The organism is Streptomyces sp. Qhu_M48, assembly GCF_051305195.1.
In the GTDB taxonomy this organism is placed as follows: Bacteria; Actinomycetota; Actinomycetes; order Streptomycetales; family Streptomycetaceae; genus Streptomyces.
In genome coordinates this window covers 5444485-5466925 of record NZ_CP195432.1, presented here as the reverse complement: position 1 = coordinate 5466925, position 22441 = coordinate 5444485, and the positions used below count along the sequence as shown (strand labels likewise).

The 22441-nt window shown below is 71.3% G+C and carries 24 protein-coding genes; 22 read left to right on the top strand and 2 right to left on the bottom strand.

All coding sequences use genetic code 11. From position 1 onward, the window contains the following. Nucleotides 1-27 precede the first annotated feature (27 nt). A complete protein-coding gene (locus ACRRSS_RS24725) occupies nucleotides 28-1206 on the top strand; it encodes a cytochrome P450 family protein (RefSeq protein WP_435973309.1) in 1179 nt (392 codons plus the stop codon). 13 nt (nucleotides 1207-1219) lie between these two features. Here the strand turns inward: ACRRSS_RS24725 and ACRRSS_RS24720 are convergent, their stop codons facing one another. Further along, a complete protein-coding gene (locus tag ACRRSS_RS24720) occupies nucleotides 1220-2221 on the bottom strand; it encodes a Gfo/Idh/MocA family protein (protein ID WP_435973308.1) in 1002 nt (333 codons plus the stop codon). A 139-nt stretch (nucleotides 2222-2360) separates the two neighbouring features. Between ACRRSS_RS24720 and ACRRSS_RS24715 the strand changes: the two genes are divergently transcribed. From ACRRSS_RS24715 to ACRRSS_RS24690, 6 genes are all read left to right on the top strand, one after another. Continuing rightward, nucleotides 2361-3080 carry a GntR family transcriptional regulator gene (locus tag ACRRSS_RS24715; protein ID WP_435975417.1) on the top strand — a complete coding sequence of 240 codons (720 nt, stop codon included), beginning with the start codon at nucleotides 2361-2363 and terminating at the stop codon, nucleotides 3078-3080. Nucleotides 3081-3201: 121 nt separating this feature from the next. Further along, nucleotides 3202-4221 (top strand): sugar ABC transporter substrate-binding protein, encoded by a 1020-nt coding sequence (locus tag ACRRSS_RS24710; RefSeq protein WP_435973307.1) that lies wholly within the window; start codon nucleotides 3202-3204, stop codon nucleotides 4219-4221. Continuing rightward, nucleotides 4218-5279: an ABC transporter permease gene (locus ACRRSS_RS24705; protein ID WP_435973306.1), complete on the top strand. Its 1062-nt coding sequence runs from the start codon at nucleotides 4218-4220 to the stop codon at nucleotides 5277-5279. Before ACRRSS_RS24710 ends, ACRRSS_RS24705 begins: the two co-directional genes overlap by 4 nt. Continuing rightward, on the top strand, nucleotides 5276-6070 hold the full coding sequence (locus ACRRSS_RS24700; protein WP_435973305.1) for an ATP-binding cassette domain-containing protein: 795 nt from the start codon (nucleotides 5276-5278) through the stop codon (nucleotides 6068-6070). Before ACRRSS_RS24705 ends, ACRRSS_RS24700 begins: the two co-directional genes overlap by 4 nt. A 57-nt stretch (nucleotides 6071-6127) precedes the next feature. Next, on the top strand, nucleotides 6128-7303 hold the full coding sequence (locus ACRRSS_RS24695; RefSeq protein ID WP_435973304.1) for an ROK family glucokinase: 1176 nt from the start codon (nucleotides 6128-6130) through the stop codon (nucleotides 7301-7303). Further along, nucleotides 7300-7878, top strand: coding sequence for a hypothetical protein (locus ACRRSS_RS24690; RefSeq protein WP_435973303.1), 579 nt, complete (start codon nucleotides 7300-7302; stop codon nucleotides 7876-7878). Before ACRRSS_RS24695 ends, ACRRSS_RS24690 begins: the two co-directional genes overlap by 4 nt. A gap of 24 nt (nucleotides 7879-7902) precedes the next feature. Here the strand turns inward: ACRRSS_RS24690 and ACRRSS_RS24685 are convergent, their stop codons facing one another. Continuing rightward, a complete protein-coding gene (locus tag ACRRSS_RS24685; RefSeq protein WP_435973302.1) occupies nucleotides 7903-8343 on the bottom strand; it encodes a MarR family winged helix-turn-helix transcriptional regulator in 441 nt (146 codons plus the stop codon). A 189-nt stretch (nucleotides 8344-8532) separates the two neighbouring features. Between ACRRSS_RS24685 and ACRRSS_RS24680 the strand changes: the two genes are divergently transcribed. From ACRRSS_RS24680 to ACRRSS_RS24610, 15 genes are all read left to right on the top strand, one after another. After that, complete coding sequence (locus tag ACRRSS_RS24680) at nucleotides 8533-10035, top strand: MFS transporter (protein WP_435973301.1); 1503 nt, start codon at nucleotides 8533-8535, stop codon at nucleotides 10033-10035. Between the two features lie 148 nt (nucleotides 10036-10183). Further along, nucleotides 10184-10615 (top strand): NfeD family protein, encoded by a 432-nt coding sequence (locus tag ACRRSS_RS24675; protein WP_435973300.1) that lies wholly within the window; start codon nucleotides 10184-10186, stop codon nucleotides 10613-10615. 3 nt (nucleotides 10616-10618) lie between these two features. Beyond that, nucleotides 10619-11677 (top strand): SPFH domain-containing protein, encoded by a 1059-nt coding sequence (locus ACRRSS_RS24670; RefSeq protein WP_435973299.1) that lies wholly within the window; start codon nucleotides 10619-10621, stop codon nucleotides 11675-11677. Between the two features lie 303 nt (nucleotides 11678-11980). Then, a complete protein-coding gene (locus ACRRSS_RS24665) occupies nucleotides 11981-12319 on the top strand; it encodes a MerR family transcriptional regulator (protein WP_435973298.1) in 339 nt (112 codons plus the stop codon). Nucleotides 12320-12567: 248 nt separating this feature from the next. Then, nucleotides 12568-12771, top strand: coding sequence for a cold-shock protein (locus tag ACRRSS_RS24660; protein WP_351906378.1), 204 nt, complete (start codon nucleotides 12568-12570; stop codon nucleotides 12769-12771). Between the two features lie 731 nt (nucleotides 12772-13502). Continuing rightward, a complete protein-coding gene (locus ACRRSS_RS24655; RefSeq protein WP_435973297.1) occupies nucleotides 13503-15017 on the top strand; it encodes a DEAD/DEAH box helicase in 1515 nt (504 codons plus the stop codon). 57 nt (nucleotides 15018-15074) lie between these two features. Further along, nucleotides 15075-15389: an SCO5918 family protein gene (locus ACRRSS_RS24650; RefSeq protein WP_435973296.1), complete on the top strand. Its 315-nt coding sequence runs from the start codon at nucleotides 15075-15077 to the stop codon at nucleotides 15387-15389. Between the two features lie 315 nt (nucleotides 15390-15704). Then, entirely contained in the window at nucleotides 15705-16967 is a 1263-nt protein-coding gene (gene pcaDC, locus ACRRSS_RS24645; protein WP_435973295.1) for a bifunctional 3-oxoadipate enol-lactonase/4-carboxymuconolactone decarboxylase PcaDC, read from the top strand. Nucleotides 16968-16976: 9 nt separating this feature from the next. Continuing rightward, nucleotides 16977-17609: an MBL fold metallo-hydrolase gene (locus tag ACRRSS_RS24640; protein WP_435973294.1), complete on the top strand. Its 633-nt coding sequence runs from the start codon at nucleotides 16977-16979 to the stop codon at nucleotides 17607-17609. Nucleotides 17610-17656: 47 nt separating this feature from the next. Further along, a complete protein-coding gene (locus ACRRSS_RS24635; protein ID WP_435973293.1) occupies nucleotides 17657-18436 on the top strand; it encodes an exodeoxyribonuclease III in 780 nt (259 codons plus the stop codon). Between the two features lie 194 nt (nucleotides 18437-18630). Further along, entirely contained in the window at nucleotides 18631-19074 is a 444-nt protein-coding gene (locus ACRRSS_RS24630) for a DUF6278 family protein (protein WP_435973292.1), read from the top strand. 147 nt (nucleotides 19075-19221) lie between these two features. Then, complete coding sequence (locus ACRRSS_RS24625; RefSeq protein ID WP_435973291.1) at nucleotides 19222-19968, top strand: amino acid ABC transporter ATP-binding protein; 747 nt, start codon at nucleotides 19222-19224, stop codon at nucleotides 19966-19968. A gap of 14 nt (nucleotides 19969-19982) precedes the next feature. Next, nucleotides 19983-20900 (top strand): glutamate ABC transporter substrate-binding protein, encoded by a 918-nt coding sequence (locus tag ACRRSS_RS24620; protein WP_435973290.1) that lies wholly within the window; start codon nucleotides 19983-19985, stop codon nucleotides 20898-20900. An 18-nt stretch (nucleotides 20901-20918) separates the two neighbouring features. Next, entirely contained in the window at nucleotides 20919-21563 is a 645-nt protein-coding gene (locus ACRRSS_RS24615; protein ID WP_351906345.1) for an amino acid ABC transporter permease, read from the top strand. Further along, nucleotides 21560-22417, top strand: a complete 858-nt coding sequence (locus ACRRSS_RS24610) for an amino acid ABC transporter permease (protein ID WP_435973289.1) — start codon at nucleotides 21560-21562, stop codon at nucleotides 22415-22417. Before ACRRSS_RS24615 ends, ACRRSS_RS24610 begins: the two co-directional genes overlap by 4 nt. Nucleotides 22418-22441 lie beyond the last annotated feature (24 nt).

Here is a 22441-nt window from a genome sequence, read left to right as displayed (position 1 = left end):
CCCGGGCCGGTCGGATAGCCTGTCCCGATGTCCGTCATCGAACTGGGGGAGTACGGCGCGGACTTCACCGCGAACCCGTACCCCTCCTACGCGAAGTTCCGTGAGAGCGGTCCCGTCCACGAGGTACGGATGCCCGACGGCTTCCGGTTCTGGCTGGTCGTCGGCCACGAGGAGGGGCGCGCGGCACTCGCCGACCCCCGGCTCGCCAAGTCCCCCTCCGTCATCGGCGTACGGCCGCCGGAGGAGGACGTCATCGGCGTCCACCTCCTCTCGGCGGACGCCCCCGACCACACCAGGCTGCGCCGGCTCGTCACGGGCGAGTTCACCGGCCGTCGGGTGGAGGGCCTGCGCCCGCGCGTCGAGCGGCTCACGGCGGAGCTCGCCGACGCGATGGAACCGGCCGGCCGGGCCGACCTCGTCGACGCCTACGCGTACCCGCTGCCGATCATCGTCATCTGCGAGCTCCTCGGCGTGCCCGCCGCCGACCGCGACACCTTCCGCGGCTGGTCGAACGAGCTCGTGACGCCCACCGGCGAGCAGAGCATGGCCCGGGCCATGCGGGAGTTCGCCGACTACCTCGACGCACTCGTCGAGGACAAGCGGGCCGCGGGACCCGCCGAGGACCTGCTCTCCGGCCTGATCGCCGCCCGCGCCGAGGACGGGGACCGGCTGTCCGGACCCGAACTCCGCGCCATGGCCTACCTGCTGCTCATCGCGGGCCACGAGACCACCGTCAACCTCATCGCCAACACCGTACGGAACCTCCTCACCCATCCCGAGCAGCTCGCCGCCCTGCGCGCCGACCCGGGCCTCCTCGACGGCGCGATCGAGGAGTCGCTGAGGTACGACGGACCGGTGGAGACCAGCACCTTCCGCTTCAGCCGCGAGGCCGTCACCCTCGGCGGCACCGAGATCCCGGCCCAGAACCATGTGCTCGTCGGCATCGGGGCGCTCGACCGCGACCCGGCCCGCTTCCCCGACCCCGACCGGTTCGACATCCGCCGGGACACCCGGGGCCACCTCGCCTTCGGCCACGGCATCCACTACTGCCTGGGCGCCCCGCTGGCCCGCCTGGAGGGCCGGATCGCGCTCCGGACGCTCCTCGACCGCTTCCCCCGACTGGAACTCGACCCCGACGCGGCCCCCTGGGAGTGGATCCCGGGCCTCCTCCTGCGCGGAGTCCGGCACCTCCCGGTGCGGTGGTGACCCGACGGCTCTCTCAGAGAACCCCGTCCTCCACCCGTACCGGACGCCGCTCCCGGCGCGAGCGCTCGCACGCGTCGGCGATCCGGAGCGCCGCCAGGGCCTCCCGGCCGTCGCAGGGGTTCGCCGCCTCACCGCGCACCAGGCGGACGAAGGCGTCGAGCTCCGCCTCGTACGCGGGGCCGAACCGCTCAAGGAACCCGGACCAGGGCTTCCCCGGCGCGGGCGGGCCCTGCTGTTCCACCGAGGTGAGCGGGGTGCGGTCGTCGAGGCCCACCGCGATCTGGTCCCGGTCGCCCGCCAGCTCCATGCGGACGTCGTACCCGGCGCCGTTGCAGCGGGTCGCCGTCGCCGTCACGAGCGTGCCGTCGTCCAGGGTGAGGAGCGCGGCGGCCGTGGACACGTCCCCGGCCTCCCGGAACATCGCGGGGCCCGCGTCGGAGCCCGTCGCGTACACCTCCACGACCTCCCGCCCGGTCACCCACCGCACGATGTCGAAGTCGTGCACCAGACAGTCCCGGAAGAGACCGCCGGAGAGCGGCAGGTACGCGGCCGGCGGCGGCTCCGGATCGGAGGTCGCCGCCCGTACGGTGTGCAGCCGGCCGAGCCGCCCCGACCGCACCGCCTCGCGCGCCGCCCCGTACCCCGGGTCGAAGCGCCGCATGAAGCCGAGCTGCAGTTCGGTCCCCGCCTCCGTCACCGCCGCGAGCGCGGTGGTCGTGCCCGGCAGGTCCAGGGCGATCGGCTTCTCGCAGAAGGCCGGAAGACCGGCGCCCGCCGCGCGGGCGATCAGCTCGGCGTGCGCGGCCGTCGCCGAGGCGATCACCACCGCGTCCAGGGCGTGGTCGAACAGCGCCGCCACGTCCGGCGCCGCCTCCGCCCCGAGCGCCCCCGCGACCCCGGCCGCCCGGCCGGCGTCCGCGTCCGCCACGACCAGCGCCCCGACCTCCGGGTGGCGGGCCAGCACACCCGCGTGGAAGCTCCCGATCCGTCCCGTACCGATGAGTCCGATGCGCATGGCCCCACCGTGGAGGCCCCCGTCCCCGGTGTCAAGGATTTGTCAGGACAACCGGACGTCACGACTTCCCGTCATCCACGCACCGGGCTACGCTCCCCCCGTGTCCAAGCAGTCCGGCTCCCCCCTGCCCCCGCTCTCCGTGGACCGCACCAGCCCGGTCCCGCTCTACTTCCAGCTGGCCCAGCAGCTGGAGAGCGCCGTGGAGAACGGGACGCTGACCCCGGGCACCCTCCTCGGCAACGAGATCGACCTCGCCACCCGCCTCGGTCTCTCCCGCCCCACCGTCCGCCAGGCCATCCAGACCCTCGTCGACAAGGGCCTCCTGGTCCGCCGCCGGGGCGTCGGCACCCAGGTGGTGCACAGCACCGTCCGCCGCCCGCTGGAACTCAGCAGCCTCTACGACGACCTGGACGCCGCCGGACAACTCCCCGCCACCCGCGTCCTGGTCAACCGGACCGAACCCGCCACCGGCCCGGTCGCGGCCGCCCTCCGCGTACCCGAGGGCAGCGAGGTCCACTACCTCGAACGGCTCCGCACCGCACACGGCGAGCCCATGGCGTACCTGCGCAACCACCTTCCCGCCGGACTCGTCGACCCGGACACCGCCCGCCTGGAGGCCACCGGCCTCTACCGGCTGCTCCGCACCGCCGCGCTCACCCTGCACAGCGCCCGCCAGGCCATCGGAGCCCGCGCCGCCACCGCCGAGGAGGCGGCCCTGCTCGACGAGGCGGAGGGCGCCCCGCTCCTGACGATGGAGCGCGTCACCCTCGACGACACCGGCCGCGCCGTCGAGTACGGCTCCCACCTCTACCGGGCCGCCCGCTACTCCTTCGAGTTCCAGCTGATGGTCCGTCCGTAACCGGGGCACACCGGCGAAGCGGCCGGACACCGGCCCCCTGGCGAGCGCCACGACCCGCATGACCGATACTGCAATGCACGACTGCAATGTACGCAAAGGACACAAAGGAGGGCACGGCCTCGTGACCAGGCTTCGGACAGGAGGGGTACGCGCCGCGGTCGGCGCCGTGCTCGCGCTCGCGCTCACCGCGGCGCTCGCCGGGTGCAGCAGCACCGGCGGGAAGCGGGCGGAGGACGCCCGCAAGGCCGCCGAGGCCCAGGGCAGGGCGGCCGTCGACACCCCCCGCTGGACCGTGGCGATGGTGACCCACTCCGGTGACGGCGACACCTTCTGGGACATCGTCCAGAAGGGCGCCAAGCAGGCCGCCGCCAAGGACAACATCAACTTCCTCTACGCCCACAGCGACGAGGCCCAGCAACAGGCGCAGCTGATCGACTCGTACGTCGCCAAGGGCGTCGACGGTCTGATCGTCACGCTCGCGAAGCCCGACGCCATGAAGGCCGCCGTCGAGAAGGCCGTCAAGGCGGGCATCCCCGTGATCACCGTGAACTCGGGCGCCGCCCAGTCCAAGGCGTACGGGGCGCTCACCCACATCGGCCAGGACGAGACCGTCGCCGGCGAGGCCGTCGGCGAGGAGCTCGACAAGCGCGGCAAGAAGAAGGCGCTCTGCGTCCTGCACGAGCAGGGCAACGTCGGTCACGAGCAGCGCTGCGCCGGCACGAAGAAGACCTTCGGCGGCGAGCTGGTCAACCTCTACGTCGACGGCACCAACATGCCCGACGTGAAGGCGTCCATCGAGGCCAAGCTCCAGTCCGACAAGGACGTGGACGCCGTCGTCACCCTCGGCGCCCCCTTCGCCGACGCCGCCGTCCAGGCCGCGAAGAGCGCCGGAAGCAAGGCCGAGATCGACACCTTCGACCTCAACGCCAAGGTCGCGACCGCCCTCCAGGCCGGCACCCTCGGCTTCGCCGTCGACCAGCAGCCCTACCTCCAGGGGTACGAGGCCGTCGACCTGCTCTGGCTCTACCGCTACAACGCCAACGTCCTCGGCGGCGGCAGGCCCGTCCTCACCGGCCCCCAGATCATCACCGAGGACGACGCCGCGAAGCTCGTCGAGTACGCGGAGCGTGGCACCCGATGAGTTCCACCGCACCGGCGTCCGGGCCGTCCGGTATCGACCACGTCGACGAGCGGCTGCTGCGCACCACCCCGCTGAAGAAGCTCCTCGCCCGCCCCGAGCTCGGCTCGGTCGTCGGCGCGATCGCCGTCTTCGTCTTCTTCTCGGTGGTCGCCGACAGCTTCCTGAAGGCCTCCAGCCTCGGGACCGTGCTCTACGCGGCCTCCACCATCGGCATCATGGCGGTCCCCGTCGCGCTCCTGATGATCGGCGGCGAGTTCGACCTGTCCGCCGGTGTCATGGTCACCAGCTCGGCCCTGATCTCGTCGATGTTCAGCTACCAGATGACGGCCAACGTCTGGGTCGGCGTCGGCGTCTCGCTGCTCGTCACCCTGGCGATCGGCGTCTTCAACGGCTTCATGCTGACCCGTACCAGACTGCCCAGCTTCATCATCACGCTCGGCACCTTCCTCATGCTGACCGGCCTGAACCTGGGCCTCACCAAGCTGATCAGCGGCACCGTCTCCACCAAGACCATCGCCGACATGGAGGGCTTCTCCTCCGCCCGCAAGCTCTTCGCCTCCCAGCTGACCATCGGCGGCGTCGAGTTCAAGGTCACCATCCTGTGGTGGTTCGGCCTCGTCGCGCTCGCCACCTGGATCCTGCTCCGCACCCGCTTCGGCAACTGGATCTTCGCGGTCGGCGGCGGCTCCGACGCGGCCCGCGCGGTCGGCGTTCCCGTCTACCGGACGAAGATCGGCCTCTACATGGGCGTGGCGTTCTGCGCCTGGATCTCCGGCCAGCACCTGCTCTTCTCCTTCGACGTCGTCCAGTCGGGCGAGGGCGTCGGCAACGAGCTCATCTACATCATCGCGGCCGTCATCGGCGGCTGTCTGATCACCGGCGGATACGGCTCCGCCATCGGCTCGGCCGTCGGCGCCCTCATCTTCGGCATGACCAGCAAGGGCATCGTGTACGCCGAGTGGAACCCGGACTGGTTCAAGTTCTTCCTGGGAGCGATGCTCCTCCTGGCGACCCTGCTGAACGCCTGGATCCGCAAGCGCGTGGAGGCCACCAAGTGACGAACGTGACCACGCCGCTGGTCGAGCTCGACGACGTCAGCAAGTACTACGGCAACATCCGCGCCCTCGAAGGGGTCTCCCTGGAGGTCCGCTCCGGCGAGATCTCCTGCGTCCTCGGCGACAACGGCGCCGGCAAGTCCACCCTCATCAAGATCGTCGCCGGTCTGCACCAGCACGACGCCGGCACCTTCCGCATCGAGGGCGAGGAGGTCACGCTCGCCAACCCGCGCGACGCCCTCGACCGGGGCATCGCCACCGTCTACCAGGACCTCGCCGTGGTCCCGCTCATGCCGGTCTGGCGCAACTTCTTCCTCGGCTCCGAGCCGACCAGGGGCTCCGGCCCCTTCAAGCGGCTCGACGTCGGCCTGATGCGGTCCACCACCCGCGAGGCGCTGCTCCGCATGGGGATCGACCTGCGCGACGTCGACCAGCCGATCGGCACCCTCTCCGGCGGCGAGCGGCAGTGCGTGGCCATCGCCCGCGCCGTCCACTTCGGCGCCAAGGTCCTCGTCCTCGACGAGCCGACCGCCGCGCTCGGCGTCAAGCAGTCCGGCGTCGTCCTGAAGTACGTGGCCGCCGCCCGCGACCAGGGCCTCGGCGTGGTCCTCATCACCCACAACCCGCACCACGCCTACCTCGTCGGCGACCGGTTCGTCCTCCTCAAGCGCGGCGTGATGGCCGGCAGCCACACCAAGGGCTCCATCACGCTCGACGAGTTGACCCGGCAGATGGCCGGCGGCACGGAGCTGGAGGACCTCCGCCACGAACTGGAGCGGCCCTCCGCGACGTGACCGCGCCCTCCTCGATGTGACGGCCCCTGCACACCCCACCTGGCAGAATCGGAGCCGATGAGTACCTACCGTGATCTCGCGCACCGGGGCTCCGCCCGCGGCACCGTGCTGCGGACCGTCGGCACCCGGGAGCGGCGCTCCCACCTGACGGCGCCCCGCGTGCCAACCGTCGGCATCGACATCGGCGGTACGAAGGTGATGGCCGGTGTCGTCGACGCCGACGGCAACATCCTGGAGAAGCTCCGCACGGAGACCCCGGACAAGTCCAAGAGCCCCAAGGTCGTCGAGGACACCATCGTCGAACTGGTCCTGGACCTCTCCGACCGGCACGACGTGCACGCCGTCGGCATCGGCGCGGCCGGCTGGGTCGACGCCGAGCGCGCCACGGTGCTCTTCGCCCCGCACCTCGCCTGGCGCAACGAGCCCCTCCGCGACGCCCTCCAGAGCCGCCTCGCCGTTCCCGTCATGGTCGACAACGACGCGAACACCGCCGCCTGGGCCGAGTGGCGCTTCGGAGCCGGACGCGGCGAGGACCACCTCGTCATGATCACCCTCGGTACGGGCATCGGCGGCGCCATCCTGGAGGGCGGCCAGGTCAAGCGCGGCAAGTACGGGGTGGCCGGCGAGTTCGGCCACATGCAGGTCGTCCCCGGCGGGCACCGCTGCCCCTGCGGCAACCGCGGCTGCTGGGAGCAGTACAGCTCGGGCAACGCCCTGGTCCGCGAGGCCCGCGAGCTGGCCGCCGCCGACTCCCCGGTGGCGTACAACATCATCGAGCGGGTCAAGGGCAACGTCCCGGAGATCACCGGACCGCTCATCACCGAGCTCGCCCGTGAGGGCGACGCCATGTGCGTCGAGCTGTTCCAGGACATCGGTCAGTGGCTCGGCGTCGGCATCGCCAACCTCGCCGCCGCCCTCGACCCCTCCTGCTTCGTCATCGGCGGCGGCGTCTCGGCCGCCGACGACCTCCTCATCGGCCCCGCGAGGGACGCCTTCCGCCGCCATCTCACCGGCCGCGGCTACCGCCCCGAGGCCCGCATCACCCGCGCCCAGCTCGGCCCGGAGGCCGGGATGGTCGGTGCCGCCGACCTCGCCCGGCTCGTCGCCCGCCGCTTCCGCCGCGCCAACCGGCGCCGGGTGGAGCGGTACGAACGGTACGAGCGCTACGCCCAGGCCCTGCGCAACGGGACCTCGGGCCGGGCCCCCCGTACCCCCGAGGACCCTCCTTCATGACCGTGCCCCACCAGACCACCCCTCCGCGCACCCCGCGGGACAAGCTGCCCGAGGACCGGCGGCACATGATCCGCCGCCGCTGGCTCACGGCCGTCATCATCGTGCTGCTCGTGGGCATTCCGGCCGGGTACCTCGTCATCTCCGCAGGTCAGAGCCGCGACAGTGGGCGCGACAAGGAGCGCGAGTCCTCGGCGGCCGGTCTCCAGGACAACTGGCCGTCGCTGATGAAGCGCCGGGTCTTCGAGGTCCCGGTCCCGGGCGGGGCCTGGGACGTGGCCTACTACGAGACCAGCAACTGGAAGACGAGCCGGCTGTACGTGCAGTTCACGACGACCGCCACCGGCCTCGACACCTTCCTCGCCGAGTCCGGCACGGGCAGGGCCGCCCTCGCCCCGGGCCGGATCACCGTCGGCGAACGGGACTCCGAGATCGCCGGCTGGACCTTCGTCGAGGGCATGAACTGGGTGGGCACCACGGTGAGGCGCGAGGCGCCGCGCCCGACGACGGACCTCACCGTCGACCTCACCGATCCCGCCTTCCCCCGGGTGTACGCGGTCTCGACGACGAGCCCCTGACACCGCCGGCCGGCGGGTCCCCGGTCAGGCGTTCTTCTCCATGCCCGGGCGCAGCCGGGCGAGCAGGCCGTAGAGAGCCGCGCTCTCGTCCGCGTCGAGCGTGTCGAGCGCTCCGCTGGTGGCCTGCATCTCCTCGCGGACGCGACGGATGACCTCGCGGCCCTCGTCGGTCGCCACGACGTTCTTGACGCGCCGGTCGGCGGGGGAGGGCTCGCGGCGGACCAGGGAGCGGGCTTCGAGGCGGTCGACGATCCCCGTGACGTTGGACGCGTCGCACACCAGCAGGGTGGCGAGGGCGCGCATGGGCAGCGGACCGTCGAGCTGGGCGAGGACCTTGGCCTGGGTGGAGGTCAGACCGTGGTGGGCCGCGGCGGCCGCGAAGTCGCGCCACTGGGCCGTGCCGATGGCGGCGAGGAGCTCCAGGAGCTGGAGCTTGGTGGGGGTCTCGGGGGTCGTCGCGCTCATGGTGCGAGCCTACTGAGAACACTTGACATTATCAATTGTTTACTTGGCATTACTTGACCCTCTCAAGTATCGAGGCCTACCTTCGTCGAAGTACTTGATGACATCAAACATCGACGGCCTGAAGCTCTGGCGCTCCGGCGTTCCCCGGAAAGCCCCGACGCCTCAGGCACGGAAAAGGCCTCCCCTGCCATGAGCCACACCCCCGCGCCGCCCGCCGCCGACCCCCGGCGCGAGACGCGCATCGTCTTCGCCCTGAGCCTCGCCGCCATGGTCGTCTCGATGATGCAGACCCTGCCGGTCCCGATCCTCGGCCTCATCCGCACCGACCTCGGCACCACGACCGCCGACGTCAGCTGGGTGACCACGGCGACGCTGCTCTCCGCCGCCGTCTTCACCCCGCTGCTCGGCCGCTTCGGCGACCAGCACGGCAAGAAGCCCACGCTCGTCGCCGTGCTCGGCGTCATGGTCGCCGGTTCCGTCGTCGCCGCCCTCGCGACCTCGCTGCCCCTGCTGATCCTGGGCCGCGTCCTCCAGGGCGCCGCCACCGCGATCTTCCCGCTCGCCCTGTCCGTCCTGCGCGAAGAGGTCCGCCCGCAGAAGCTGCCCGGCGCGATGTCCCTGGTCAGCGGCACCCTCGCCTTCGGCAGCGGCCTCGCGCTCGTCGCCACCGGCCTGCTCACCTCCGGCTCCGACGCCGACTACCGCAGCGCCTTCTGGATGGCGACCGGCTTCGCCGCTCTCGCCCTGCTCGCCGTCGTCCTCCTCGTCCCCGCGACCCGCCACAAGACCGGCGGCCGCACCGACCTCCTCGGCGCGCTCACCCTCGGCCTCGCCCTGCTGCTGCTCCTGCTGCCCATCTCGCAGGGCCACGAATGGGGCTGGACCTCCGCCCGCACGCTCGGCGCCTTCGCCGGCGCGGCCGTCATGACCGTCGTCTGGGTCCTCGTCGAACGCAAGGTCCGCGAACCCCTCGTCGACATGAGGATGTTCGTCCACCGCCCCGTGCTCATGGCCAACCTGGCCGGCATCCTCGTCGGCTTCGGCATGTTCGCGAACTTCCTGGGCGTCTCCTACCTCGTCCAGATGCCCGAAGCCCTCACCGGCTACGGCTTCGACGCCTCGATCCTGCGCGCCTCCGTCCAGTTCCTGCTGCCCGGCGCGATCGTCTCCCTCCTGGCCTCCCCGATCGGCGGCCGGCTGGTCCGGCACCGCGGCCCCCGCACGGCCCTCGCCCTCGCCGCCGGCCTCGGTACCGTCGGCTTCGCCTGGCTCGGCCTCGACCACGGCCACACCGCCTCGGTGATCGGCGCCGGAGTCGTGGTCGGAGCGGCTGTCAGCTTCGGGTACGCGGCCATGCCGGCCGTCATCATGGCGAGCGTCCCGCACCACCAGAGCGGCATCGCCAACGGCATCAACTCCATCTCCCGCTCCACCGGCAGTGCGATCGGCAGCGCGGTCGTCACCACGATCCTGGCCTCGCGGACCCTCGACCACCTTCCCGCCGGAGCCCCGCCGCTCCCCGCCGAATCCGGCTTCACCCTCACCTTCTGGATCGGGGCCACGGCCTTCGCCCTGGTCGCGGCCATAGCGGGGCTCGGTCTCCGCGGCGCGCAGGCACCCCGTACGGCCCCGGCTCCGGCCGCCCCCGAGCCCGCCGTCGCGGCGGTGCCCGAGAAGGCGCCGGTGGCCTAGGAGACGCCGTGGCGATCGGGCCCCGCCCGATCGCCCGGGCCCGCCTCCGGCCCTCAAGACCGTATTTCCGGAAAAGCCCTAGAATTACGATATGGGGCGAATACGTCGCCCGAACCACCTCCGCCGCCGAACCGGCCAGGAGGACGCAATGGATCCATGGCTGATCTGGTTGAGCGTCGCAGGGCTGCTGGCGATAGCCGAACTGCTCACCCTCACCGCCGCGCTGGGCATGCTGAGCGCGGCCGCGCTGGTCACCGCGGGGTTCGCCGCGGCCGGACTTCCGACGCCCCTGCAGTTCCTGGTGTTCACCGTCGTCGCCGTGGTCAGCGTGGTCTTCGTACGCCCCCTCGCCGTGCGTCACCTGCTCAAGCCCCAGACCGAGCGGTTCGGCGTGGACGCGCTGGTCGGCAGGGCCGCGTACGTCGTCTCGGAGGTCTCGGGCCTGGGCGGCAGGGTCCGCATCGGCGGCGAGGAATGGACGGCCCGCGCCTATGACGAGACGCTGGTGATCCCTCCGGGAACGACGGTCGAGGTCATGGAGATCAGCGGCGCCACCGCCCTCGTCTACCCCCGGGAGTGAGCCATGGAATTCTCGGCGCTGCTCATAGCCGGCCTGATCGTCGCGCTCATCGCCGTCTTCACGGTGGTGCGGGCGGTGCGCATCGTGCCCCAGGCGCGCGCCCGCAACGTCGAGCGCCTCGGCCGCTACCGCCGCACCCTGAGGCCGGGTCTCAACCTCGTCATCCCGTACGTCGACCGGGTCTACCCGGTGATCGACCTGCGGGAACAGGTCGTCTCGTTCAAGCCGCAACCGGTCATCACCGAGGACAACCTGGTCGTCGAGATCGACACCGTCCTGTACTTCCAGGTCACGGACCCCCGCGCGGCCGCCTACGAGATCGCCGACTTCCTCCAGGGCGTCGAGCAGCTCACCGTCACCACCCTGCGCAACGTCGTGGGCTCCATGGACCTGGAGAAGACCCTCACCTCGCGCGACACCATCAACAACCAGCTCCGGGGAGTACTGGACGAGGCCACCGGCAAGTGGGGGCTGAGGGTCAACCGCGTGGAGATCAAGGCCATCGACCCCCCGCAGTCCATCAAGGACGCGATGGAGAAGCAGATGCGCGCCGAGCGCGACAAGCGGGCGGCGATCCTGGGGGCCGAAGGGCAGCGGCAGTCGCAGATCCTCACCGCCGAGGGCGACAAGCAGTCCGCCGTCCTGCGGGCGGAGGGCAACCGCACCGCCGAGATCCTCAAGGCCGAGGGCCAGTCCCGGGCCATCGACGAGGTGTTCCAGGCCGTGCACCGCAACGACCCCGACCCCAAGCTCCTCGCCTACCAGTACATGCAGATGCTGCCGCAGCTCGCCCAGGGCGCGGGCAGCACCTTCTGGGTGATCCCCAGCGAGGTCACCTCCGCCCTCGACGGGGTGTCGCGCGCCTTCAGCGAGGTGCTGCCCCAGTCGCCGGCCACCCGTGAGACGTCCTCGGAGGACCGGGCGGCCGCCCAGGCCGCCGACGACGCGGCACAGGCCGCGGAAGCCGCCGCGGAGGCCCTCGCCGACGCGGCCGACGCCGACGCCGGCGCCCGCCCCCTCGTCGACGGCCGACGGGAAGCGCCGACCGTCGACGAGGAGTAGCCGGTGCCCGGTACCTCACCCTTCGACACGCGAAAACCTGTTGTGACCGTCGTAGACATTCGTCGGCGGCTTGACTATGGTTTTTTCATAACCCATAGAAGTGGCGAGGTCCGGCGGAGACGGACCGCCGGACGGGGTGGCCCGCGGTGATCAGGGGCCACCGAGAGTGGTCCCGCCGCTGACGCGGCGAGTGGTTCGCGCCTTCGGCCGGATCGACACCGGCGGAGGGTGGAGCAGTTCCTTCGGGGTCCTGGTGCCGCTCCGGCGCCAGGACCCCTCTCCGCGTTCCACAGAGAGGTGCGCATGACAGCGGACGACCCGTACGGCCGTCTCGACGACGACGACTACCCCGCCTACACGATGGGCAGGGCCGCCGAGATGCTCGGCACCACCCAGGGCTTCCTCCGGGCCATCGGCGAGGCCCGGCTGATCGCCCCGCTGCGCTCGGAGGGCGGTCATCGCCGCTACTCCCGCTACCAGTTGCGCATCGCCGCCCGCGCCCGCGAACTCGTCGACCAGGGCACGCCCATCGAGGCCGCCTGTCGCATCATCGTCCTGGAGGACCAGCTCGAAGAGGCCCAGCGCATCAACGCCGAGTACCGCCGCGCCGCCGACACGGCCGACCCGCGGACCGATGAATGAGAAGGTGCACGCCCACCGGATACCGGCAGATCGGGCGTGCACAACTCGGACGTGTGGCGCGTAACGCCGTTTCCTCTGGTGACAGCGTGTGCGGACGTGTAGCGTCTGGGTCAGCTGTCGTGGTTCGGAAGTTCCCTTGCTCACGCCTTCGGTGTGGGCGTTTTGCTGTGCTGTGCCGCAGGGACCAGGGCGATCACCTCCGTCTTCCGCATGGTGCGGAAGGCGTTCATCGACTGGAAGGCATGAACATGGCTACGGGAACTGTGAAGTGGTTCAACGCGGAAAAGGGCTTCGGCTTCATCGCCCAGGACGGTGGCGGCCCGGACGTCTTCGCCCACTACTCGGCGATCAACTCGACCGGCTTCCGTGAGCTCCAGGAGGGCCAGACCGTGACGTTCGACGTCACCCAGGGTCAGAAGGGCCCCCAGGCGGAGAACATCACCCCCGCCTGATCCTCTCCCTACCCCGCCCGTCGAACCGCGGGCTCCGCGGAGGCGCGGGCGGGATGCGAGGCGTACGTGATCGGGGCCGCGCGGCGACAGCCGCGCGGCCCCGATCCGCGTCCGGACCGGTGGGCCGGACTCCCGCGACCCCGCGCCCCCGGTGGGCCGGGCTCCCTGACCCCGTGCCCCTGGCGGGCCGGTATCTACGGCGGCGAACAGAGGATTCACCACGCGGCGCGGGGAGGCTTCTCGCCCCGGAGCGCGAGGGTTCTCTCCCCGGAGGACAGCGCGGAGTTATGAAACGTACACGGGTCGAAGCGGCGTGCTACTGTCGACCTCAGTAGTAGTCGTGGCTCCCATACTTCAAGCGCCTATGTCGGCGATGTCAGCCACTGGAAACGTTCTTTCAGCTCCGACGGTCATTCCCGTCGGACCATTGCCACGGTATTCGGTTTCCAGAAGAGCCCGACGGCCGAGAGCATTCGTTCCCGTCCGACACCGACGCGTCTTTCGTAGCTGGGGCCCGCATCCCTCGGGGTGTGGGCCCCAGCTGCAGGTATTCTCCCGACCGGTTCATCCGCGGGGAATCACCGGCATTCCTTTCATCGCCTGCACTCGCACAGAGTCGACCGCAGGTCAGTTTAGATTTCGCATTCCATTCGGCCCGTTCCGGTGATTCCCTGCGCTGCTCTTCCGCTGCGGGAATTCCTCGATGCGTGCCGTATCGAGGAAGGTTCTGAATGAACCCCACACGTACCAACAGCCGTTCTTCCCGGTCCCGTCGCGCCGGGGGTCACTCCTATGACTCCTCCGCCGGGGGTCCGGTGCGGGGCGGTCGTTTCGGTTCGTCCGCGCCGAGCCGGTCGGGTGGTCCGAAGCGTTCGGGCGGTTCCGGCCGGCGGCCCGCGGCGGTGCAGGGCGAGTTCGCCCTGCCGCAGACGATCACTCCGGCGCTGCCCGCTGTGGAGGCGTTCGCCGATCTCGACATGCCCAAGACGCTGCTGGCCGCGCTGACCGCGCAGGGCGTGTCGGTTCCGTTCCCGATCCAGGGCGCGACGCTGCCGAACTCGCTGGCGGGCCGTGACGTCCTGGGCCGGGGCCGGACCGGGTCCGGCAAGACCCTCGCCTTCGGCCTGGCGCTGCTGGCCCGCACCGCCGGACAGCTCGCCGAGCCCCGCCAGCCGCTGGCGCTGGTCCTGGTCCCCACCCGGGAACTCGCCCAGCAGGTCACCGACGCGCTCACGCCCTACGCCCGCGCCGTGAAGCTGCGCCTGGCCACCGTCGTCGGCGGGATGCCGATCGGCCGTCAGGCGAACGCGCTGCGCGGCGGCGCCGAGGTCGTCGTGGCGACCCCGGGCCGGCTCAAGGACCTCATCGACCGCGGCGACTGCCGGCTCAACCAGGTCGGCGTCACCGTCCTGGACGAGGCCGACCAGATGGCCGACATGGGCTTCATGCCGCAGGTCACCGCGCTCCTGAACCAGGTCCGCCCCGAGGGTCAGCGCATGCTGTTCTCCGCGACCCTGGACCGTAACGTCGACCTCCTGGTCCGCCGCTACCTCACCGACCCCGTCGTCCACTCGGTGGATCCCTCCCAGGGCGCGGTCACCACCATGGAGCACCACGTCCTGCACGTGCACGGCGGCGACAAGCAGCGGCTGACGACGCAGATCGCGGCGCGCGAGGGCCGGGTGATCATGTTCCTGGACACCAAGCACGCGGTGGACCGGCTCACCGAGGACCTCCTCAACTCCGGCGTCCGGGCCGCCGCCCTGCACGGCGGGAAGACCCAGCCGCAGCGCACCCGGACCCTGGCCCGGTTCAAGACCGGGCATGTCACCGTCCTGGTCGCGACGAACGTCGCCGCGCGTGGCATCCACGTCGACAACCTCGACCTGGTGGTCAACGTGGACCCGCCGACCGACCACAAGGACTACCTCCACCGCGGTGGGCGTACCGCGCGGGCCGGCGAGTCCGGCAGCGTCGTCACCCTGGTCACCGCCGGCCAGCGCCGTGACATGACCCGTCTGATGACAGCCGCCGGCATCGTGCCCCAGACCACCGAGGTCCGCTCCGGCGAGGAGGCACTGACCCGGATCACCGGCGCGCGGACCCCCTCCGGCATCCCGGTGACGATCACCGCACCCGCCACCGAGCAGCGCAAGCGCGGAACGACCACCCGCGGCCGCCGCAGCACCGCCTCGGCCGCCCGGCGCACCGGCGGACGCCGCCCGGCCACCGACACGGCCGCCTGAGCACCACGCGTTCTCGTACGGCGGCAGAACCCTTCCCTTCTCTCCCTGTGAGGCATCATGCGCTGTGTCATCGCCCGCTTCCCGTTCGACCTCACCAAGAGTGGTGTCCTGGATGCCATGCAGGGCGTCAAGCCCGAGGAGGCCGTCGGCGAGTCCGTGATCATCGGTCGCCGCACCTACCCCGTCAAGCAGGTCGGCCAGATCATCACCCGCCAGGACCGCCGCGACTTCAGCGCCGGTGAGGTCCTCCGCGCGATGACCAAGCTCGGCTTCACCTGCCGGAACCTTCCTCCCCAGGCCGCCGCGCCCGCCCGCGCCCTCGACCCGCTCCAGCACGCCTCGGCGATGCTCGGCGCTCCCGCGGTCGTCTGAGGCCGGACCCCACGGGCTCGGCCTTCGGCGTCAGGAACGTGTGAGGAGAGGGGCCCCGGGCGCCAAGAACGCGCCAGGGGCGGCGGGGTGTGCCTCGGCGACGAGGTCCGCCCGGTGCCGGCCCCGTCCCTCAGCTTCGCTGTGGTCCTCGATGCCCAGCACCACACTGTGCGGGTGCTAGCCCTTCCTGCGGTGCGGGCACCCCGTCTCCACCTCCTCCCTCGCCAGCCCGCCGCCCGGCACGCCCGCGGCGTGACCCGTTCCGGTTCGACCCCCGCCGCCGGGGCACCGGCGGGGGATGAGAGGGTCTAGCGGGTGAGCGAGACACCGACGAACACACCGACGAACACGCTGCAGTACCGCCTCGACGGGCGGGAAGACGCTCCGGTCCTGGTCATCGGGCCCTCTCTGGGGACGACCTGGCACATGTGGGACCGGCAGATACCCGAGCTCACCCGGGACTGGCGGGTCGTGCGTTTCGACCTGCCCGGGCACGGGGGCGCGCCCGCGCAGCCCTTCACCTCCGTCGCCGAGCTCGGTGACCGGCTGCTCGCCACCCTCGACGCGATCGGCGTCCAGCGGTTCGGGTACGCGGGCTGCTCCCTGGGTGGCGCCGTCGGTCTCGACCTGGCCCTGCGCGCGCCCCACCGGGTCGCCTCCCTCGCCCTGGTCGCCACCTCGCCCCGGTTCGGCAGCGCCGACGAGTTCCGTCAGCGCGGTGTCATCGTCCGCGCCAACGGTCTGGAGCCGATGGCCCGGACCGCCCCCGAACAGTGGTTCACCTCCGTGTTCGCCGGTGCGCAGCCCGCCATCGTGGACTGGGCCGTCCAGATGGTCCGGACGACCGACCCCGCCTGCTACATCGCCGCCTGCGAGGCCCTCGCCGTCTTCGACGTCCGCGAGGCCCTCGACCGGATCGGCGTCCCCGCCCTCGTCCTCGTCGGCTCCGAGGACCGGGTCACCGGCCCCGCCGAGGCCCGCACCCTGGTCGCGGGCATCGCCGACGCCCGGCTCGCCGTCGTCCCCGCCGCCTCCCACCTCGCCCCCGTCGAGCAGCCCGCCGCCGTCACCGACCTGCTCGTCGCGCACTTCGCGGGCACGGCCCCGGACACCAGCGGCCCCCTGACGGTGCCGCCCCTGCCCGCGGCCCCGGTGCCCGTGGCCGAGCCCGCCCCGGCCGCCGAGCCGACCGGGTCCGGCCGGCCCGACCCGTACGAGAAGGGGCTCGGGCTGCGCCGCGAGGTCCTGGGCGACGCCCGTGTGGACCAGGCCCTCGCCGGCGACCCCGACGGCGCCTTCCAGGACCTGGTCACCCGCTACGCCTGGGGCGAGGTCTGGACCCGGGAGGGCCTCGACCGGCGCACCCGCAGCGTCGTCACCCTCACGGCCCTGATCGCCGGAGGCCACCGGGAGGCCCTCGCCGACCACACCCGTGCCGCCCTCCGCAACGGCCTGTCGGCCGAGGAACTGCGCGAGATCGTGCTCCACGCGGGCGTGTACTGCGGCTTCCCCGCCGCCGAGACCGCGCTCGGTGTGGTGGCCCGCGTCGTCGAGGAGGAGACGACGCCCCCGGCGTAACCTGGCCCCGTGAAGCTGACGAAGAAGTCCCACGCGTGCGTGCGCCTCGAAAAGGACGGGCGGACGCTCGTCGTGGATCCCGGCGGGTTCACCGAGGAGGACGCGGTCCTCGGGGCGGACGTGCTGCTCGTGACCCACGAGCACCCCGACCACTTCGACGAGGGTCACCTGCGCGCGGCCCTGGAGGCCGACCCGGCCGCCGAGATCTGGACGCTGCGGAGCGTCGCCGAACAGCTTTCGGCGGCCTTCCCCGGCCGGGTGCACACCGTCGGGCACGGCGACGCCTTCACGGCGGCCGGGTTCGACGTCCAGGTGCACGGCGAGCTGCACGCCGTGATCCACCCGGACATCCCGCGGATCACCAACGTCGGGTACCTCGTCGACGGCTCCGTCTTCCACCCCGGCGACGCGCTCACCGTGCCCGACCACCCCGTCGACACGTTGCTGCTGCCCGTCATGGCGCCGTGGAACAAGATCTCCGAGGTCATCGAGTACGTGCGCGAGGTGAAGCCGCGGCGGGCCTACGACATCCACGACGCCCTGCTCACGGATCTCGCCCGCCCGATCTACGACCGCCAGATCGGCGCGCTCGGTGGCACCGACCACAGCCGTCTCGCCCCCGGGGCCTCCGCCGAGCTCTGAGCCCGGCGAGGCCTCGATTGTCGTACCCCGCACGTAGGCTTGCGCACATGCGCATCGCCACCTGGAACGTCAATTCGATCACCGCCCGGCTGCCCCGGCTCCTGGCCTGGCTGGAGAGCAGCGGCACGGACGTGCTGTGCGTCCAGGAGACCAAGTGCACCGCCGAGCAGTTCCCCACCGAGGAGCTGCGCGCCCTGGGGTACGAGTCCGTGGTCAACGCCACGGGCCGGTGGAACGGCGTGGCCCTGGTCTCCCGCGTCGGCCTCGCGGACGTGGTCACGGGCCTGCCCGGCGGCCCGGAGTACGACGGGGCCGAGGAGCCCCGCGCGATCTCCGCGACCTGCGGCCCGGTCCGCGTCTGGTCGGTGTACGTGCCGAACGGCCGGGAGGTCGTCCATGAGCACTACGCGTACAAGCTGCGCTGGCTGGAGGCGCTGAAGGCGGCCGTCGCCGAGGACGCGGCGGGGGACCGGCCCTTCGCCGTCCTCGGCGACTACAACATCGCGCCGACCGACGACGACGTCTGGGACAGGTCCGCGTTCGAGGGGCTGACGCATGTGACGGAGCCCGAGCGGGCCGCGCTCGCCGGGCTCCGGGAGGCCGGTCTGTCCGACGTGGTCCCGCGCCCCCTCAAGTACGACCGCCCCTTCACGTACTGGGACTACCGCCAGCTCGGCTTCCCGAAGAACCGGGGCATGCGCATTGACCTCGTCTACGGCAACAAGCCGTTCGCCGAGGCGGTCACGGACAGCTACGTGGACCGCGAGGAGCGCAAGGGCAAGGGCGCCTCGGACCACGCGCCCGTGGTCGTCGACCTGGACGTGTAGCCCCCGGGCTTCGGGCGAGTGCCCCGCCCCGGCCCGGAAGCGGGCCGGGCCTCCGGCGCACGTCACACCCCCCGGGCCGGGCCTTCGGCATACCTCCCGGCCCGGCCCTCCCGGGCACGTCACGACCCCGGCGGCGGAAACGATCTCCGCGCGCCGGGTGGTCGACCGGGAGGTGACGGTGCAAGGCTGTTCGGATGAACATCCCGTTTCTGGACAACTGGCGCAAGCGGCACGAACCCGAGTCGGCCGAGTCCCCGCTGGCCGCGGCCTTCGACCGCGACCCCGAGGGCGTGGCGGACCTGCTCGCCGAGTGCGGGCTGCTGCGTGCCCGTGTCGCGGAGTCGGGGGTGACGCTCGACGACACCCAGCGTTCCCTCCAGGAGCTCGACCAGCTGCCGCCCCGCTGGCGTGACGACCCGGAGGAGCTGCCCTGGATCGGGAACGACGCGGGGCTCTACCTCGGCACCGTGATCGTGAGGAACGTACCGGGTGCCCGCTGGCAGGTGTGGCCAGGTGGCGGACCGTTCGTGCGGCTCGCCTCGGGGCGGGAGATCCAGGTCGTCGAGGCCGGTCTCGACTGGGCGATGACGGGCTCGCCGGAGCTCTCCCAGGTGTACGCCGAGGCCGCCGAGTACTGACTCCACCGCCCCACCCGGCCCCGCCCGAGCCACCCTTCCGCAGTAAATACGGCTTATTCCGGTTTCATGCGTGTCGGGCGTGAAGTCCCTTTTTCTGGCGGATAGTTTGCGCTGACTCGACCGCTGAGAAATGGGGCAGGGCAGCGTATGGCCGTCGTCGATCCGCTGATCGAACTGCGTGGCGTCAACAAGCACTTCGGCACGTTGCACGTCCTCCAGTCCATCGATCTCACCGTCGGCCGGGGGGAGGTGGTCGTCGTCATCGGCCCGTCCGGATCCGGCAAATCCACCCTCTGCCGGGCGATGAACCGACTGGAGAACGTCGAGTCGGGCGAGATCGTCATCGACGGACAGCCCCTCCCCGAGGAGGGCAAGGCGCTCGCCCGGCTGCGCGCCGAGGTCGGGATGGTCTTCCAGTCCTTCAACCTCTTCGCCCACAAGACCGTCCTCGCGAACGTCTCCCTCGCGCAGATCAAGGTCCGCAAGCGCAGGAAGGACGAGGCGGACCGCCGCTCCCGCGAACTCCTCGACCGGGTCGGACTCGCCGCCCACGCCGACAAGTACCCCGCCCAGCTCTCCGGCGGCCAGCAGCAGCGCGTGGCCATCGCCCGCGCCCTCGCCATGGACCCCAAGGCGCTCCTCTTCGACGAGCCGACCTCGGCCCTCGACCCCGAGATGATCAACGAGGTCCTCGAGGTCATGCGGCAACTCGCCCACGAGGGAATGACGATGGTGGTCGTCACCCACGAGATGGGCTTCGCCCGCTCCGCAGCCAACCGGGTCGTCTTCATGGCCGACGGGAAGATCGTCGAGGACCGCGCGCCGGAGGACTTCTTCACCGCCCCGCGCAGCGAGCGCGCCAAGGACTTCCTGTCCAAGATCCTCAAGCACTGAGCGGGGTGGGAACCATGCAGCGCACGCACCGGACCCTGGCCGCGCTCGCCCTGCTGCTCGCCGCGACGACGGCGCTCGGCGGCTGCGGACGGGAGGGCAGCCCGCCAGTGAAGGGCCCGCAGCCCGACCAACTCCCCGTCTACCAGGTCGATTCGGGATTCACCCTGCCCGACTCGCCCACCTGGGAGCGGGCCAGACGGCGCGGCCACCTCGTCGTCGGCGCCAAGGAGGACCAGCCCTACATGGGGGAGCGGGACCCGGCCACCGGTCGCTACTCCGGCTTCGACATCGAGATCGCCAAGATGATGGCGGCCTCCCTCGGCTTCGACCCGGCCGGCGTCTCCTTCCGTACGGTCGCCTCGGCCAACCGCGAAACCGCCCTGCAGAACGGCCAGATCGACTACTACGTCGGCACGTACACCATCAACGACAACCGCAAGAAGCTCGTCGGGTTCGCCGGGCCCTACTACCTGGCCGGCCAGTCCCTCCTCGTCCGCACCGACGAGAACGACATCAAGGGCCCCCAGGACCTCGCGGGCAAGCGGGTGTGCTCGGCCGCCGGATCCACCCCGTACCAGCGGATCGAGAAGGACCACCCGAAGGCCGAACTCGTCGCCTACGACACCTACTCCGCCTGCGTGGACAACCTGCTCACCTACCAGGTCGACGCGGTCACCACCGACGACACGATCCTCATGGGGTACGCCGCCAAGGTCCCCCAGGAGCTCAAGGTCGTCGGCACGCCGTTCTCCGAGGAGCCCTACGGCATCGGCGTCCCGCGCGGCGACGACGCCCTGCGCCTCGCCCTGGACGACGCCCTCGCCGTCAACGAGAAGAACGGCAACTGGAAGAAGGCGTACGACGCGACCCTCGGTCTCTCCGGCGTCCCCGCCCCGACGCCGCCGCCCATCGACCGCTACCCGGCGAGCTGACCGGAGGAGCCTCCCGACATGGACGTCCTGACCGACAACTTCTCCCTCTACGGCGAGGGATTCCTCGGCACCGTCGAACTCACCGTCTACGCCTCGGCGCTCGCCCTCGTCCTGGGCTTCCTCATGGCCTCGTTCCGGGTCGCGCCCGTGGGCTCCTTCCGGGTCTTCGGCACGGTCTGGGTCACCATCCTGCGCAACACCCCGCTGACCCTGCTCTTCTTCGCGGTCATGCTGGGCCTGCCCCGGTTCGGACTCGTGCTGCCCTTCGAGCTGTTCGCCGTCCTCGCGCTCGGCTGCTACACCTCCGCCTTCGTCTGCGAGGTGCTGCGCTCCGGCATCAACACCGTGCCGCGCGGCCAGGGCGAGGCCGCCCGCAGCCTGGGCATGAGCTTCACCCAGACCCTCGGCACCGTCGTCCTGCCCCAGGCCTTCCGAACGGTCATCTCCCCGATCGGCTCCACCCTGATCGCCCTCGCCAAGAACTCGGCGATCGCCGGCGCGTTCAGCGTCACGGAACTCCTCGGCACCTACAAGACCTTGAGCGAACTCGGCTACAACATCGTCTGGACCTTCGTCTGGATCGCCGTCGGATACCTCATCATCACCCTCAGTATCAGCGCTCTCTTCCACGTCATGGAGAAGCGCTGGGGAGTCGCCCGATGACCGATTCCAACGCCCTCTACGACATCCCCGGGCCGCACGCCCGGCGACGCCACCTGCTCTACGGTGTCGCCTCCACCGTGGTGATCCTCGCGCTGGCCGGCTGGATCCTCTACCTCCTCTTCGACAACGACCAGTTCACCTCGACCAAGTGGTCGCCCTTCCTCTACAAGGGCATCCAGGAGCTGTTGCTCGAAGGGCTCGGCAACACCCTCAAGGCCTTCGCCTACGCCTCGGTGCTCTCGCTCGCCCTCGGCGGGGTCCTGGCCGCCGGGCGCCTCTCCGAGCACCGGGTGCTCCGCTGGCTCTCGACCCTCTTCGTCGAGTTCTTCCGGGCGATGCCGGTCCTCGTGATGATCTTCTTCATCTTCGTGGCGCTCAAGGTGCAGCCGCTGCCCGCGCTGGTCGCCGGACTGACCCTCTACAACGGCTCCGTGCTCGCCGAGGTCTTCCGTACCGGCATCCACGCCGTCGCACGCGGCCAGGGCGAGGCCGCGTACGCGCTCGGCATGCGCAAGACGCAGGTCATGACCTACGTCCTGGTGCCGCAGGCCGTGCGCGCGATGCTGCCCGCCATCATCAGCCAGCTGGTGGTGGCCCTCAAGGACACCTCGCTCGGCTTCCTCATCACCTACGAGGAGTTCCTGCACGCGGGCAAGCTGATCGCCTCGAACCTCGACTACGACCTGCCGTTCATCCCGGTCGTCCTGGTCATCTCACCGATCTACATCGGGATGTGCATGCTGCTCTCCTGGTTCGCCACCTGGGTGGCCCGCAGGGAGCGCCGCAACCCGAAGACGAAGGCCGTGGACGTCGCCCCGGCCGGACCACAGACGCTGCTGCCGGGACCGCAGTAGCGAGCGAGGAGCCGCACCCGCCCG